Genomic DNA, 13,707 nt, shown 5'->3' on the forward strand with positions numbered 1-13,707 from the left:
TGGGGCGGCTCGGGCGGCCCGCGCACGGGGTGCGCGCGGGCCGCGGCGTTGCGCAGGCGGGGATCAGGACTTCCAGGGCGCCTTGGTCAGGCCCCAGATCGGCGAGCTGATCGCCATGTCCATGTCGCGGGCGAAGATGGCGAAGCCGTCATAGCCGTGGTAGGGGCCCGAGTAGTCCCAGCTGTGCATCTGGCGGAAGGGCACGCCCATCTTCTGGAAGACGTACTTCTCCTTGATGCCGGAGCCGATCAGGTCGGGCTTGATCTTGTCGACGAAGTGCTCGAACTCGTAGCCGGTCACGTCGTCGTAGATCAGCGTGCTGTCCTTGATGTAGTGCGTGGTGCGCTGGTAGTCGTCGTTGTGGCCGAACTCGTAGCCGGTGCCCACCACGTCCATGCCCAGGTCCTCGTAGGCGCCGATCACGTGGCGCGGACGCAGGCCGCCCACGTACAGCATGACCTTCTTGCCCTGCAGGCGCGGCTTGTAGCGCGCGATGACGGCATCCATCAGCGGACGGTACTTGGCGATGACCTTCTCGGCGTTGGCCTTGATGGTGTCGTCGAAGTGGCTGGCGATCTCGCGCAGGCTCTTCTCGATCATCGTGGGGCCGAAGAAGTTGTACTCCACCCATGGGATGCCGTACTTCTCTTCCATGTGCCGGCTGATGTAGTTCATCGAGCGGTAGCAGTGCAGCACGTTGAGCTTGGCGCGGGGCGTGTTCTCCAGCTCGGCGATGGTGCCGTCGCCCGACCACTGGGCGATCACGCGCAGGCCGATCTCCTCGAGCAGGATGCGGCTGGACCAGGCATCGCCGCCGATGTTGTAGTCGCCGATGATGGCCACGTCGTAGGGCGTGGAGACGAAGTCGGGCCGCTTGTCGGGGTCGGCCTTGTCGAACACCCAGTCGCGGATGGCGTCGTTGGCCAGGTGGTGGCCCAGCGACTGGCTCACGCCGCGGAAGCCCTCGCAGCGCACGGGCACGATGGTGTGGCCTTCGTACTCCTTGCTCTTCTTCTTGCTGACGGCCTCGATGTCGTCGCCGATCAGGCCGATGGGGCATTCGGACTGGATCGAGATGCCCTTGTTCAGCGGGAACAGCGCCTGGATCTCGTCGATGATCTTGTCGAGCTTCTTGTCGCCGCCGAAGACGATGTCCTTCTCCTGGAAGTCGGAGGTGAACTGCATCGTCACGAAGGTGTCCACGCCGGTGATGCCGATGTAGTAGTTGCGGCGCGCGGCCCAGCTGTACTGGCCGCAGCCCACCGGGCCGTGGCTGATGTGGATCATGTCCTTGATCGGGCCCCAGACCACGCCCTTGGAGCCGGCGTAGGCGCAGCCGCGGATGGTCATCACGCCCGGCAGGGATTTGATGTTGGACTTCACGCCGCAGTCGGGCTTGCCTTCTTCGAAGGTGCCCAGGTGCTTGGCGCGCCGCTTGGCCATCTTCTCGGGATAGGCCTTCAGCACTTCATCGATCAGGGCCTTGTTCGCGGCCTTGCGCTCTTCAACGGTGGCGGTCATGGGGGATGCTCCGTAAGGATGGAAAGGGGGCGGCGCCGGGCCCCGCCGTGCGGGGCCCGGGCTTGCACGCCTGGAATCAGGCAGCCAGTTCGGCGGCGGCCTTGCCGACCTGCGACTCGTCGATCTGCTTCATGATCCCGTGCTCCATCAGCAGGTCTTCCAGCTGGTCCATGGTGATGGGCGTGGGGATGGTGCCGTTGCCGGCGTTGTTGTGGACCTTGCGGGCCAGCTGGCGGTATTCCTCGGCCTGCTTGGACTCGGGTGCGTACTCGATCACCGTCATGCGGCGCAGCTCGGCGTGCTGCACGATGTTGTCGCGCGGCACGAAGTGGATGAGCCGGCTGCCCAGCATCTTGGCCAGCGACTCGGCCAGTTCCAGTTCCTTGTCGGTCTGGCGCTCGTTGCACACCAGGCCGCCCAGGCGCACGCCGCCGCTGTTGGCGTACTTCAGGATGCCCTTGGAGATGTTGTTGGCCGCGTACATGGCCATCATCTCGCCGGACATGACGATGTAGATCTCCTGCGCCTTGTTCTCGCGGATGGGCATGGCGAAGCCGCCGCACACCACGTCGCCGAGCACGTCATAGGAGACGTAGTCCACGCCGTCATAGGCGCCGTTCTCTTCGAGGAAGTTGATCGAGGTGATCACGCCGCGGCCGGCGCAGCCGACGCCCGGCTCCGGGCCACCGGACTCCACGCAGCGGATGTCCTTGTAGCCGATCTTCATCACGTCCTCGAGCTCCAGGTCCTCCACCGAACCGGCTTCCGCCGCCAGCGAGAGGATGGTGTCCTGGGCCTTTGCGTGCAGGATCAGGCGGGTGGAGTCGGCCTTGGGGTCGCAGCCGACGATCAGGATCTTCTGGCCCAGCTCGGTGAGCGCGGCCAGCGTGTTCTGGGAGGTGGTGGACTTGCCGATGCCGCCCTTGCCGTAGAAGGCGATTTGCCGAAGTTTGGACATTGCGATTACTCCAGTGAGAGTGAAGGGTTGAAAGGTTGCGTTGCAGAAAGCCGCGCCCATGTCAGCCTGTCGTGGTCCTGCTGTAGCTCTTCTTGTCGGGGTCACGCATCGGCCGGACTTGTGTCCGCGCACCCCCTCTTCGCAGCTTCCATGCCATGCCCCTTCGACCGGCATGGAATCCCTCCGAAAGTCCACTCTCCAGAGGGAGAAAGGCCCATTCGCCCCCTGCGTCGGCGGCCGACGCGGGGCTTGTACGGTTCGCGACAAACCCTGCATCGCGCGTCGCGAACGGCGGCGTTGCGCCGCACACCGCCCAGCAGCCTGTCGCATTTGGCTGCCTTGTCGCGCGCCAGGGCGCTGGTACGCCGATTGCAGAACGCAGACCATGATCCCGTCCATTCCCACGGCCCCGTCGCCGCACAACACGCACTACGAGCGCCTGGGCGGCGATGCAGCCATCGTGCGGCTGGTGGAGGCCTTCTACCGCCACATGGACACCTGGCCCGGCGCGCGCGGCATCCGCGCGATGCACGAAGCCGACCTGACGGCCACCCGTGCCGTGCTGGTGCTGTATCTGCGCGAGTGGCTGGGCGGCCCCAAGGACTATTCCGCGCAGCGCGGCCATCCGCGGCTGCGCATGCGCCACGGCGGCTTCGCCATCGGCGCGGCCGAGCGCGACGCCTGGCTGGCCTGCATGCAGGCCGCCCTGCAGGCCGTGGATGCCGACGCCGCGCTGCAGGCCGAGCTGATGGCCGCCTTCTTCAAGACCGCCGACTGGATGCGCAACACCGACACCCGGACCGCGCCCCAGCACCCCCTTTCTCTCACCACCCTCAAGGAAGCCCCATGACCGCCACGGCCACCCAGACCGAGATCCAGGACACCGCCTTCGCGCGCCTCGAAGCCGAAGGCCGCCTGCTGAACCCGGTGCTCAAGGCGCCCACCCACAAGCCGGGTCGCTTCGGCTTCCGCGGCGAACTGGCGCTGCGCTTCTCGGCCAAGCTGGCCGACGAGGCCCGCCCGCCCGAGCTGACCTGCGACCAGGTGATGGCCGTGGCCACCACCGGCGACAAGCACCTGCCCTTCTTCTGCGGCTGGCTGCTGTCCTTCGAGTCGCTCAAGGACGTGGCCGAGACGCTGGGCGACACGCTCAGCGCCGGCGGCAAGTACTTCCTCTTCTGCGACAACATCGACCTGTCGAAGAAGTACCAGGTGCCCTACAAGGGCGCCATGTTCTACGTGCTGCCCATCCTCGAGAACACGGTCTACAACGAGATGCTGGAGCTGCTGTACCTGGAGAAGGGCGACCTCAAGAAGAAGGACACCGCCGGCAAGCTCGACGCCGTGGCCGATGCCGCGCTGAAGTTCGACGTCACCTTCGACACCATCACCTACTCCGAGGGCCTGGAGCTGATGGGGCCGGTGCGCAACCCCAACGAGAACCGTCCGGTCTGAGCCCGCACGGCGCCGCCATGCCCGCCCCGCTTCCTGCCCACGGGCCCTGCGTCCTCGCGGACGAGACGCCCATCGCCCGCCTGCATCCGCAGCGGGTCGGGTCTGCCGCTGCGCTGTCCAGCTGGCTCGCGCAGCAGGGCTTTCCAGGCCCCTTCGCGCGCGCCGAGGACGGCGAGACCGCCCTCATGCGCGCCGCCTGGCAGGGCGACGCGTCGGCCACCGCCGCATTGCTGGGCCGCGGCGTGCCGGTGGACGCCGAGGACGACCAGGGCCGCACCGCCCTCTGGTATGCCTGCCTGCAGGGCTGGCCCGCCACCATCGTGCAGTTGCTGGAGGCCGGTGCCGACATCGACCACGCGGACGACGACGGCCTCACCTGCCTGATGCAGGCCGCCGCCAGCGGACGTGCCGAGCTGATGGCCCTGCTGCGCCAGCTGGGCGCCAGCGCCGCACCCTGCGCCCCCGATGGCCGTGCCGCCGCCGACATGGCGGCCGACCGCGCGCGCGAGCTGCTGCGCCATGCGCGGCGGCTGAGCGCCTGAAGACCCTGCGTGCGAGACACCCATGCCCCTCCTGGCCTACCACGCGCGCACCAAGCACCGGCCGCAGCGCTATGCGGCCGGGCCCGAGACGCTGGACTGGGACGCGCAGCCCGACCCCTTCCGGCGCTATGCCGGCGCGCCGCAGGTGGCGCTGCCGCTGCCCGCGGCCCAGCGGCGCACGCCCTGGGGCGCGCTCTTCGCCCCCGGCGCCATCCCACCCGCCGCCCCCACGCTGGAAAGCCTGGGCCTGCTGTTCGAGCTGAGCCTGGCGCTGTCGGCCTGGAAGCAGGCCGGCCCCGACCGCTGGGCCGTGCGCTGCACGCCCTCCAGCGGCAACCTGCATCCCACCGAGGGCTACCTGCTGGCGCGCGGCGTGGCGGGCCTGCCCGACGGCCTGCACCACTACACCCCCGAGCTGCATGCGCTGGAGCGGCGCGCCAGCCTGGCCGCTTCGCCCGGCACGGCCCCCGCCCTTGCGGTGGGCCTGTCCTCCATCCACTGGCGCGAAGCCTGGAAGTACGGCGAGCGCGCCTTCCGCTACTGCCAGCTCGATGCCGGCCATGCGCTGGGCGCCCTGCGCTACGCCGCCGCCCTGCTGGGCTGGCGCCTGCACGACCTGCGCCCCGGCCACGAGGCCATCGCCCGCGGCCTGGGCCTGGACCGGCCCGAAGACTTCGCCGATGCCGAGCCCGAAGAGCCGGAGCTGCTGCTGGCCCTGGACTTCGGCGCGCCGCTGGAAGTGCACTGGCACGGCCTGCACGATTGGCAGGGCCGTGCCAACCGGCTCGACGCGCATCCCATGTACCGCTGGCCCGTGATCGGCGAAGCCGCCCGCGCCTCCCGCGCGCAGGCCGCCCCGCCCGCAAAGGCTGGCGATGCCGCGCCACGGCCCCCAGCCATTGCTGCGACCGCTGCGGTTGCGGTGGCCACCACGCCACCGGCGCAGGCACACGCCGAATCGCTGATCCGCCACCGCCGCAGCGCCCAGCGCTTCGACCCGACGACCCGGCTGCCGGCGCAGCGGCTCTGGCCGTTGCTGGCCGCCCTGCAGCCCCGCCGGGGCGATGCGGCCGTGCTCCCGTGGGACGTCCTGCCGCAGCCGCCCGCCGTGCAGGCCGTGCTCTTCGCCCACCGCGTCGACGGGCTCGCGCCCGGCGCCTACCTGCTCCCCCGCGGCGCCGACGGTGCTGGCGATGGCGCCATGCCTTCGTTGCAGGCCGCCCTGCCCCACCTGGACTGGCAGCGCGTGGATGAAGCCCCGCTGCCCCTGTGGCGCCTGGCCCTGCACGACGGCCTGCCGGCCGCGCTGCGCACCCTCAGCTGCCACCAGGCCCTGGGCGCGCACGCGGTGTTCGTCATCGCCCTGCTGGCCGACCTGGCCCCCTTGCGCACCGAGCCCGCCCGCTACCGCGCCCTGCTGCGAGAAGCCGGCCTGGCCGGCCAGGTGCTGTACCTGGAAGCCGAGGCTGCCGGCCTGGCCGGCACCGGCATCGGCTGCTATTTCGACGACGAGGTGCATGCCCTCGTCGGCCTGCCAGCCGAGCCCGTCGCCGGAGCGCAGTGGCAGGTGCTCTACCACTTCAGCGTCGGGCAGGCCCTGCGCGACGAGCGCATCCGCACCGAACCGCCCTATCCCCACCGAAGCCCCGCCCCCCTGCCGCCATGACCGGACAACGCACCTACCGCCGCCTCACCGCCGCCGAACTGCCTGTCTGGCGCGAGCGCCATCCCCAGGCGCTGGTGCTGGACGCCCGCGACGCCGCCCACCACGCCCAGGACGCCCTGCCCGGCGCGCTGCGCCTCAGCGGCGACAACCAGGACGCCCTGCTGCTGCGTACCGACCGTCGGCGGCCCGTGTTCATCTACTGCTACCACGGCCGCGCCAGCCAGACCTGGGCGCAGATGTTCGCGGACTTCGGCTTCACCGAGGTGGTGGACCTGATCGGCGGCCATGCGGCCTGGCTCGCCCACGCACAGGCTGCCGCACGCCCGGCCGAGCTGCACGCCGTACCCCCGGCCACATCCGCCCGCCCCGTGGCGCCGGCCCTGGCCGCCTGGCTCGCGCAGCAGGGCCTGGCCGGCCCCGAGGTGCGCGGCGCTCATGGCAACACGCCGCTGATGCTCGCCGCCTGGCGCGGCCAGGCCAACGCGGTGCAGGCCCTGCTGGCCCACGGCGTGGCGCTGGACGCCACCAATGCCGACGGCAACAACGCCCTGTGGCTGGCCTGCGTGCATGGCGAGCCGGCGCTGATCGAGCGGCTGGTGCAGGCCGGCGTCCCGCTGGACCATGCCAACAAGGTCGGTGCCACCTGCCTCATGTATGCCTCCTCCGCCGGCAAGACCCTGGTGCTGCGCACCCTGCTCGCCCTGGGCGCCGACTGGCGCCCCCGTACGCAGGACGACTTCACCGCCCTGGACATGGCGGCCAACCTCGAATGCCTGCAGCTGCTGCGCGAGGTCGAACGCCGCGCACGACCCGCGCTGGCGGCCTGAGAAGCGGTGAACGAGCACGTCATGGCCCACATCGTCTTCTACGAGAAGCCCGGCTGCGGCGGCAACGCGCGCCAGAAGGCCCTGCTGCGCGGCGCCCGCCACACGCTGGAGACCCGTGACCTGCTCTCCTGGCCCTGGACGGCCGGGACGCTGCTGGACTTCCTGGCGCCGCTGCCGGTGGCCCAGTGGTTCAACCGTGCGGCACCGCGCGTCAAGTCGGGCAAGGTGGTGCCCGAGGCGCTGGGCGCCGACGCGGCCCTGGCTCTGCTGCTGGCCGAGCCGCTGCTCATCCGCCGCCCGCTGATGCAGTGGGGCGACACCCGCATGGTGGGCTTCGACACGCAGCAGGTGCACGACTGGGTGGGCCTGGGACCCAACGCCCCGGCGCCCGCGGCCCTGGAAGGCTGCGCCGCCGCGCCCCATGCCTCCGGGGGCTGTCCTGCCCCGTCGCCCTGAGATCCATTCCTTCTGCCATCTGGAGCGCCCCATGCCCCTCTACGACTACCACTGCAGCGCATGCGGCCACGGCTTCGAGGCGCTGGTGCGGGCCGGCGCCACGCCGCCCGCCTGCCCTGCCTGCGGCAGCGCCGCCGTGGACAAGGCCCTCTCGCGCATCGCGCCCGCCGGCAAGATCGAGGCGATCCGCATGTCCAACCGCCGCGCGGCCGCGGCGGCCGGCCACCTGAGCCACTTCAGCCCGGCCGAGCGCAAGAAGCTGCTGAAGTAGCAGTGGACGGCAGCGCCGCAGCCCCATCCATCGACGACAAGGAACAAGGCCATGGACATCGTCTACAAGACCACCATGCTCACCCAGGGCGGCCGCAGCGGCCAGGTGCAGAGCGAGGACGGCGGCTTCAAGCTCAAGCTGGCCGTGCCCACCGAGATGGGCGGCCCGGGCGGCGCGCCCAATCCTGAGCAGCTTTTCGCAGCGGCCTTCGCCGCCTGCTTCGAGCATTCGGTGCGCCACATCGCGCGTGCCGACAAGCTGCCGCTGCGTGGCTGCTATGCGGAGGCCACGCTGTCGATGTACGTCACCTTCGAGGGCGCCTACCGCATGGCCCTGAGCCTGACGCTGTTCATGGCCGGCACGCTGGACCAGCCCACCGCCGACAACCTGGTCGAGCGCGCGCGGGGCATCTGCCCCTATGCGGACGCCACCAAGAACAACATGACGCTGAACGTGAAGGCCGTGCTGGACACGCCGGTGGCGGCCTGAGCAACCCGCCCCACCTCTCAGGAGGCGCGGCTGCGCGCCCTGCCCCTTTCAGCCCAGCACCAGCTCGCGCGGTGCTTCGCCTTCCTCGCTCACGGTCACGCCCGCCAGGGCGCCATCGGCCGCCCAGCGGTAGTCGTAGCGCATCTCGACCGCGCCGTACACCAGCTTCTCGATGCACAGCGGACGGCCGGCTTCGTCGTAGCTGGCGCGAAAGCAGGTGTTGCGGTGGGCGATGGCCTCGGGCGGCAGCTCGCCCACCAGCCGCAGGGGCAGGCCCCGGCCGCTGTAGCTGCTGAAGTAGCGCAAGCCGGACTGGGCAGATTCGTTCATGGCATCCCTCAATCCGGCGTCATGTCCGGCTGCAGCAGAACCTCGTCCGGCTGGCCGCCGCCGGGGCTGAACAGTTCCACGCCGCCCAGCGGCGAATAGCCGCCGTCACCCTCCAGCAGCACCGTCGCCTGCGGTGGCAGGCGGCGCAGGGCTTCGATGAGCTGGAGCACGTTCATGGTCGGGCAGGCGCGGACAGGCGATGCCGCCGTGGACTGCAAGGCGCATGCCGCGCCCCTGCGAAGTCGCTGCACGCACGAACACCGGCCGGCGGCCGGGGCGCGCGCTCCGGTTCTGTCGCAAAGCCGACCGGCGCTGTCCGTTCTGTCGGCTTCGCGGCACGCAAACCGCCTGGAATCCGCCCTTCACGGCACCTGACGGGATGGCACACGGGTTGCAAACGCTATGTACTCGACGACATATTGAATTGCTCCCTTCCATGCCTGCTTCGCGTCTGCGCATCGCCCTTCTGAGTAGCCTTCTGGCCCTGCTGTGCTCTGCCTGTGGCGGCGGTGGTGGTGGGGGTGGTGGCGGGCTGGCACTGCCGGCAGCCGCCAGCGGCACGACGGCAGACGCCGGCACATCGTCCGCAACCGCCGCCGACACGACGACGACTGCGGTCTCCGATCAGCCCGTGGCCGCCGTCGATCTGGACGCCGCGCTGCGCGCCCAGCTCTCGGCCAACGGCATCGTCGCCCCGGCCCGGCCCGTGGTGGACGCCGCCCTGTTCGCCCTGGGCCAGAACCTCTTCTCCAGCACCCTGCTGTCGGGCAACCAGAAGGTCGCCTGCGCCAGCTGCCACGCCACCGGCAATGCCGGCGTGGACGGCCTGGCACTGGGCATCGGGGTCGACGGCACGGGCAGCCCGCCCACGCGCAGCGGCACACCGGTGATCCATCGCAACACGCCGGCCCTGGTCAACCATGGGCAGGGCAACCGACGCTTCCTGTTCTGGGACGGCCGGGTGGCCGTGCGGGCCGACGGCGGCTTCGACACACCCGCGGGCAACCGCCTGCCCGCGGGGCTGCGCGACGTGACGGCCGCGCAGGCGCTCTTTCCGCTGATCTCGCGCACCGAGATGCTCGGTGCCTACGACCCCGCGGATGGCAACGCGCTGGCCGACCTGGTCAGCGACGACGCGGTGGAGCACAACCCCCAGCCCGTGTGGGACGCGCTGATGCAGCGGCTGCGCGCCAACGCCGGCTTTGCCGCCCAGCTGGCGGCGGCCTACCCCGGCATGGCGCCCGCGGACATGGGCATCGCCCAGGCGGCCAACGCGCTGTCGGCCTTCCAGGCCCAGCGCTGGTACGAGCTGGGAAGCAGCAACCGCCTGATCGCCTACGCCGCGGGCACCGGCGACCTGCCCGAGGCGGCCAAGCGCGGCGGCCTGCTCTTCTTCGGCCAGGCCCGCTGCGCGGGCTGCCACACCGGGCCGCTGCTGAGCGACCAGCAGTTCCACAACCTGGCCGTGCCCCAGCAGGGCCCGGGTTTCGGCAGCGGCGCCGCGCAGACGCCGCCACGCGACCTGGGCCGCTACGAGACGACCGGCCTGGACGCCGACCGCTACGCCTTCCTCACGCCTTCGCTGTGGGAGGTGAAGAACACCTTCCCCTACATGCACGACGGCGTGTACGCCACGCTGGAGCAGGTCGTGCGCCATCACCTGGATGCCGCGGGCGCGGCCAATGCCTTCCGCTGCCCGGCTACTCCGTCCGTGGCCGGCAATGCGGTGCCCTGCCAGGACAGCCAGAACGCGCCGGCCCTGTATGCCGACATGCTGGCCCGGCTGGCGCCCGAGATGCGCACGCCGGTCGTGCTGACCGACACCGAGCTGGCCGACCTGCTGGCCTTCCTGGACGTGCTGGCCGACGGCAACAACACGGCCGTGCGCTGACGCGTCCCTCCCTTCCCTCCGCTTTCCCACCCGCCCCACCGCCATGCACCACCGACCCTTCGCCCTGCGCCTTCCCTCCCTGCTGCTCGGCAGCCTCGTCCTGGCCACGGCCTGCGGCGGGGGCGGCGGGGACGGCGCGGCCTTCGTTGCGGCCAGCACGCCCGCATCCACCACCTCCACGACTTCCGCCACCAGCAGCACGCCGGCGAGCACCAGTACCCCGTCGTCTCCCGCAGCCACGCCGCCGGTCACACCCGCGATGAGCTTCGACGTGCAGGCCGCGGGCAGCCAGAGCCTGATGCCGGCAGACCCCAGCACCGCGCAGGATCCGACCAACCCCGCCAACAGCCCCTCGGGCACGACGCCCTACTTCGTCGCCCGCACCGGCATCACGGTGGACACGCTCAAGGCGCTGATGGCCGATGCCACCACCTTCCCGGTGGCGGAAAGCCCGGTCACGGTGAAGGTGGGCCCCGACAGCTACACCGGCTTCCGCCTGGCGGACGTGGTGGTGCGCGCCACCCGGTTCCGACCGGCCGACTACAACACCGGCGCCTTCGGCGTCACCACCGCGGTGATCGCCAGTGGCGCAGGCGGCGACAAGGCCGTGTTCAGCTTCACCGAGCTGATCCGCACCACCAACGGCAACGCCACCGTGGTGGCCTACCTCAAGAACGGCGCCACCCTGCCCGATGCCGAAGGCCGCATGGCAGTGCTCGCCGCCAACGACACCGACCCGGCGCTGCGCAAGGTGGCACGCCTGCAGACGATCGGCGTGCGAAAAGAGTACGCGGCCACCAGCTACACGCTGTCTTCCCCCGCCTCGGCCGCGGCGGTGACGCCCGACGCCATCGCCTTCCAGGTGAGCGGGCGGGTGAAGCGGCCCATCGCCGTTACATCGCCGGCCCTGTCCACCAGTTCCAGCCAGGGCTACTACGCCGTCACCATGGTGGGCGACAAGGACGCCGCCAGCCTGCCCACCTACTACTTCCACACCTACGGCCCGCGCCACACGGTCTACCTGTGGGGCCAGGGCGTGCGGCTGACCGACGTGCTGGACGCGGCCGGCCTGGAACTGCCGGCGCAGAAGAACCGCTGCTTCGTGGTGCTGACCAGTGCCAACAACCAGCCGGCGCTGTTCTCGTGCGGCGAGCTCTACAACTCCGTGGTGGGTACCGGCGGCGGCAGCCCCGGCAGTGCGAACCGCAGCCGCCACCAGGGCGTGCTGCTGGTCACCGACGACCTGCGTGCGGGCTCCGGCAACAACATGATGATGAATTGCTGGGTCAGCCTGGACAACTGCACCAAGACCAACGGCACCGACCCCACGACCTACACCAGCGCCATGGACGCCAACGGCGACAAGGTCAACTACATGTCCGTGGCGCTGGTCTCCACCGAGGACGCCCAGCCCTTCATCCCCTTCGGCCGCTGGTATCCCATGCCCGCCACCTGTGCCAGCACGGTCTGGCAATGCAATGCCTGGATCGACGTCGGCGAGCGGCTGCAGCAGAACATCAAGAGCCTGGCCGTGTACTACGCCGACTGACCCGTGCCCGGGCGCGCGTCATCCCGCTTTCGACGCTTTCACCGCTTTCCCTGCCATCCCCACCAGGAGTGCACCATGAACCCCCAGCCCTCATCCCCCGCCTGGCCGGGCCCCGGCCCGATGTGCGGACATGGCCTGCGGCGCCCCGCGCCGCCGCCACGGCCACAGGTCCACATCGGCGGCTGGGTCCGCCGGTCCGTGGCCCTGGATGCCCAGGCCCTGGAGGCCATGGGCGCCGAGGACGTGCCGGGCTTCGTCGTCCGTTGCACGCTCGACGGCGCGCACGGCGGTCCGCGGCCCATGCGCGGCGTGCCGCTGCGCCGGCTGATCGAGCATGCCGAGCCCGCCTTCGGCGAGCGCACCGACTTCAAGCGCACGGCCGTGGTGGCCGAAAGCGCGGACGGCTACCGGGCCCTGTTCTCGTGGGGCGAGCTGTTCCACACGCAGGTCGGCGAGGGCGTGTACCTGGCCTTCGACTGCGCCCGCGCGCCGCTGGACGCCCACACCGCCCCCTTCGCGCTGCTGAGCCTGCACGACACCCACACCGGCCCGCGCTTCGTGCGCCAGTTGGCGTCGGTGGACCTGCACCGGCTGTGGTGAGACCCTGGCGAAGGACCGTTCCATGCCCCGCATCGACCTCTCCCGGCGCCTTCGCGGCGCCGCCGCCATCGCCCTGCTGGGCCTGTCCACGCTGGCCGGCGCTGCACGCGCCGTCGAGCTGGTGGACGACCTGGGCCATCGCCTGGACCTGCCCGCGCCCGCGCAGCGCGTCTACGGCAGCGCGCCGCCCTTCATGGTGCTGCTGGCCAGCCTGGCGCCCGAGCGCGCCATCGGCCTCAACTTCGCGCTGCCGCCCGGGGCGGCGGCCTATGCGCCCCCCGGATTCGCCGCGCTGCCCGTGCTCGGCGGCGTGGCCGGGCACGGCCTGCTCGCCGACCCCGAGGCCCTGATCGTCCTCAAGCCCGACCTGGTCCTGGGCTGGCACTTCAGCCTCTCCAACGACGAGGAGACGCTGGCCCTGGGCCGCCGCACCGGCGCCCCGGTGCTGATGCTGCGGCTGGAGCAGCTGACCGACTGGCCGCGCGCCTATGCCCTGGCCGGTCGGGCGCTGGGCCTGGACGAGCGCGCCCGCCTGCTGGGCGACTACATCCGCGACGCCCTGGCCCGCGTGCAGGGCGCGGTGGCCGGCGTGCCGCCCGCGCACCGCGTGCGGGTGTACTACGCCGAGCAGACTGACGGCCTGGCCACCGAATGCGACCAGTCCTTCCACGCCGAAGCCATCGCCCTGGCCGGCGGCGTCAACGTGCACCGCTGCCTGCAGTCCTCCGTCCAGGGCCTGGAACGGGTGAGCCTGGAGCAGGTGATGCAGTACGACCCCGACGTGATCGTGGTGCAGGAGCCGGCCTTCATGGCCCGCCTGCAGGAGGACGCGCGCTGGCGCGGACTGCGCGCGGTGCGCGAGGGCCGCGTGCACCTGGTGCCGCGCCTGCCCTTCAACTGGATCGACCGCCCGCCCTCGGCCACGCGCGCGCTGGGCATCCAGTGGCTGGCAGGCCTGTTCTATCCGCAGCGCTTCGCCTTCGACGCGCAGCAGGCGGTGCCGGCCTTCTACCGGCTCTTCTTCGGCATCCCGCTCGATGCGCAGCAGGTGCGTGCGCTCATGGCGGCCTCGTCGTCCGCGCCGGCCGAGGCGCCGCCCCACATGCACCATGGCGGCATGGCGGCGCCATCCAGGCCATAGCCGCGTGCTGC

16 protein-coding genes are annotated in these 13,707 nt (G+C 71.1%); 12 read left to right on the forward strand and 4 right to left on the reverse strand.

Going from position 1 to position 13,707, the window contains the following annotated elements:
- Nucleotides 1–63 precede the first annotated feature (63 nt).
- Nucleotides 64–1,521 carry a nitrogenase molybdenum-iron protein alpha chain gene (gene nifD / locus KBC94_RS08540; RefSeq protein ID WP_294368685.1) on the reverse strand — a complete coding sequence of 486 codons (1,458 nt, stop codon included), beginning with the start codon at nucleotides 1,519–1,521 and terminating at the stop codon, nucleotides 64–66.
- A 76-nt stretch (nucleotides 1,522–1,597) separates the two neighbouring features.
- On the reverse strand, nucleotides 1,598–2,479 hold the full coding sequence (gene nifH, locus KBC94_RS08545) for a nitrogenase iron protein (RefSeq protein ID WP_234192530.1): 882 nt from the start codon (nucleotides 2,477–2,479) through the stop codon (nucleotides 1,598–1,600).
- A 385-nt stretch (nucleotides 2,480–2,864) separates the two neighbouring features.
- Here nifH and KBC94_RS08550 point away from each other — a divergent pair, with 385 nt between their 5' ends.
- The 8 genes from KBC94_RS08550 to KBC94_RS08585 are packed head-to-tail and all read left to right on the forward strand — an operon-like array spanning nucleotide 2,865 to nucleotide 8,185.
- Complete coding sequence (locus KBC94_RS08550) at nucleotides 2,865–3,329, forward strand: group II truncated hemoglobin (RefSeq protein ID WP_294368696.1); 465 nt, start codon at nucleotides 2,865–2,867, stop codon at nucleotides 3,327–3,329.
- Nucleotides 3,326–3,934 (forward strand): hypothetical protein, encoded by a 609-nt coding sequence (locus KBC94_RS08555; protein ID WP_294368697.1) that lies wholly within the window; start codon nucleotides 3,326–3,328, stop codon nucleotides 3,932–3,934. The genes KBC94_RS08550 and KBC94_RS08555 overlap by 4 nt, the downstream gene beginning before the upstream one ends.
- A gap of 17 nt (nucleotides 3,935–3,951) precedes the next feature.
- Complete coding sequence (locus tag KBC94_RS08560) at nucleotides 3,952–4,476, forward strand: ankyrin repeat domain-containing protein (protein ID WP_294368699.1); 525 nt, start codon at nucleotides 3,952–3,954, stop codon at nucleotides 4,474–4,476.
- Nucleotides 4,477–4,498: 22 nt separating this feature from the next.
- Nucleotides 4,499–6,142: a nitroreductase family protein gene (locus tag KBC94_RS08565; protein ID WP_294368700.1), complete on the forward strand. Its 1,644-nt coding sequence runs from the start codon at nucleotides 4,499–4,501 to the stop codon at nucleotides 6,140–6,142.
- On the forward strand, nucleotides 6,139–6,969 hold the full coding sequence (locus tag KBC94_RS08570; protein WP_294368703.1) for an ankyrin repeat domain-containing protein: 831 nt from the start codon (nucleotides 6,139–6,141) through the stop codon (nucleotides 6,967–6,969). Before KBC94_RS08565 ends, KBC94_RS08570 begins: the two co-directional genes overlap by 4 nt.
- Before the next feature lie 21 nt (nucleotides 6,970–6,990).
- The gene (locus tag KBC94_RS08575) at nucleotides 6,991–7,425 is read left to right on the forward strand and encodes an ArsC/Spx/MgsR family protein (protein WP_294368705.1); all 435 of its coding nucleotides are present in this window, start codon (nucleotides 6,991–6,993) and stop codon (nucleotides 7,423–7,425) included.
- Between the two features lie 31 nt (nucleotides 7,426–7,456).
- Nucleotides 7,457–7,696, forward strand: coding sequence for a zinc ribbon domain-containing protein (locus KBC94_RS08580; RefSeq protein ID WP_294368706.1), 240 nt, complete (start codon nucleotides 7,457–7,459; stop codon nucleotides 7,694–7,696).
- A 51-nt stretch (nucleotides 7,697–7,747) separates the two neighbouring features.
- Nucleotides 7,748–8,185 (forward strand): Ohr family peroxiredoxin, encoded by a 438-nt coding sequence (locus KBC94_RS08585; RefSeq protein WP_294368708.1) that lies wholly within the window; start codon nucleotides 7,748–7,750, stop codon nucleotides 8,183–8,185.
- Nucleotides 8,186–8,233: 48 nt separating this feature from the next.
- Here KBC94_RS08585 and KBC94_RS08590 read toward each other — a convergent pair whose 3' ends face one another.
- A complete protein-coding gene (locus KBC94_RS08590; RefSeq protein WP_294368710.1) occupies nucleotides 8,234–8,515 on the reverse strand; it encodes a DUF6156 family protein in 282 nt (93 codons plus the stop codon).
- An 8-nt stretch (nucleotides 8,516–8,523) separates the two neighbouring features.
- Nucleotides 8,524–8,691 (reverse strand): hypothetical protein, encoded by a 168-nt coding sequence (locus tag KBC94_RS08595; protein ID WP_294368711.1) that lies wholly within the window; start codon nucleotides 8,689–8,691, stop codon nucleotides 8,524–8,526.
- A 260-nt stretch (nucleotides 8,692–8,951) separates the two neighbouring features.
- Here KBC94_RS08595 and KBC94_RS08600 point away from each other — a divergent pair, with 260 nt between their 5' ends.
- From KBC94_RS08600 to KBC94_RS08615, 4 genes are all read left to right on the forward strand, one after another.
- A complete protein-coding gene (locus KBC94_RS08600) occupies nucleotides 8,952–10,406 on the forward strand; it encodes a cytochrome c peroxidase (protein ID WP_294368713.1) in 1,455 nt (484 codons plus the stop codon).
- Between the two features lie 43 nt (nucleotides 10,407–10,449).
- Nucleotides 10,450–11,955, forward strand: coding sequence for a hypothetical protein (locus KBC94_RS08605; RefSeq protein ID WP_294368716.1), 1,506 nt, complete (start codon nucleotides 10,450–10,452; stop codon nucleotides 11,953–11,955).
- Between the two features lie 75 nt (nucleotides 11,956–12,030).
- Entirely contained in the window at nucleotides 12,031–12,555 is a 525-nt protein-coding gene (locus KBC94_RS08610) for a hypothetical protein (protein WP_294368721.1), read from the forward strand.
- Nucleotides 12,556–12,577: 22 nt separating this feature from the next.
- A complete protein-coding gene (locus KBC94_RS08615; RefSeq protein ID WP_294368723.1) occupies nucleotides 12,578–13,696 on the forward strand; it encodes an ABC transporter substrate-binding protein in 1,119 nt (372 codons plus the stop codon).
- Nucleotides 13,697–13,707 lie beyond the last annotated feature (11 nt).

Source organism: Pseudacidovorax sp., from assembly GCF_017991995.1.
GTDB lineage: Bacteria > Pseudomonadota > Gammaproteobacteria > Burkholderiales > Burkholderiaceae_C > Xenophilus.

Excerpts from the sequence above, each read along its gene's own strand:
- nifD (WP_294368685.1), bottom strand. The coding sequence starts at position 1,521 with ATGACCGCCACCGTTGAAGAGCGCAAGGCCGCGAACAAGGCCCTGATC.
- nifH (WP_234192530.1), bottom strand. The coding sequence starts at position 2,479 with ATGTCCAAACTTCGGCAAATCGCCTTCTACGGCAAGGGCGGCATCGGC.
- KBC94_RS08550 (WP_294368696.1), top strand. The coding sequence starts at position 2,865 with ATGATCCCGTCCATTCCCACGGCCCCGTCGCCGCACAACACGCACTAC.
- KBC94_RS08555 (WP_294368697.1), top strand. The coding sequence starts at position 3,326 with ATGACCGCCACGGCCACCCAGACCGAGATCCAGGACACCGCCTTCGCG.
- KBC94_RS08560 (WP_294368699.1), top strand. The coding sequence starts at position 3,952 with ATGCCCGCCCCGCTTCCTGCCCACGGGCCCTGCGTCCTCGCGGACGAG.
- KBC94_RS08565 (WP_294368700.1), top strand. The coding sequence starts at position 4,499 with ATGCCCCTCCTGGCCTACCACGCGCGCACCAAGCACCGGCCGCAGCGC.
- KBC94_RS08570 (WP_294368703.1), top strand. The coding sequence starts at position 6,139 with ATGACCGGACAACGCACCTACCGCCGCCTCACCGCCGCCGAACTGCCT.
- KBC94_RS08575 (WP_294368705.1), top strand. The coding sequence starts at position 6,991 with ATGGCCCACATCGTCTTCTACGAGAAGCCCGGCTGCGGCGGCAACGCG.
- KBC94_RS08580 (WP_294368706.1), top strand. The coding sequence starts at position 7,457 with ATGCCCCTCTACGACTACCACTGCAGCGCATGCGGCCACGGCTTCGAG.
- KBC94_RS08585 (WP_294368708.1), top strand. The coding sequence starts at position 7,748 with ATGGACATCGTCTACAAGACCACCATGCTCACCCAGGGCGGCCGCAGC.
- KBC94_RS08590 (WP_294368710.1), bottom strand. The coding sequence starts at position 8,515 with ATGAACGAATCTGCCCAGTCCGGCTTGCGCTACTTCAGCAGCTACAGC.
- KBC94_RS08595 (WP_294368711.1), bottom strand. The coding sequence starts at position 8,691 with ATGAACGTGCTCCAGCTCATCGAAGCCCTGCGCCGCCTGCCACCGCAG.
- KBC94_RS08600 (WP_294368713.1), top strand. The coding sequence starts at position 8,952 with ATGCCTGCTTCGCGTCTGCGCATCGCCCTTCTGAGTAGCCTTCTGGCC.
- KBC94_RS08605 (WP_294368716.1), top strand. The coding sequence starts at position 10,450 with ATGCACCACCGACCCTTCGCCCTGCGCCTTCCCTCCCTGCTGCTCGGC.
- KBC94_RS08610 (WP_294368721.1), top strand. The coding sequence starts at position 12,031 with ATGAACCCCCAGCCCTCATCCCCCGCCTGGCCGGGCCCCGGCCCGATG.
- KBC94_RS08615 (WP_294368723.1), top strand. The coding sequence starts at position 12,578 with ATGCCCCGCATCGACCTCTCCCGGCGCCTTCGCGGCGCCGCCGCCATC.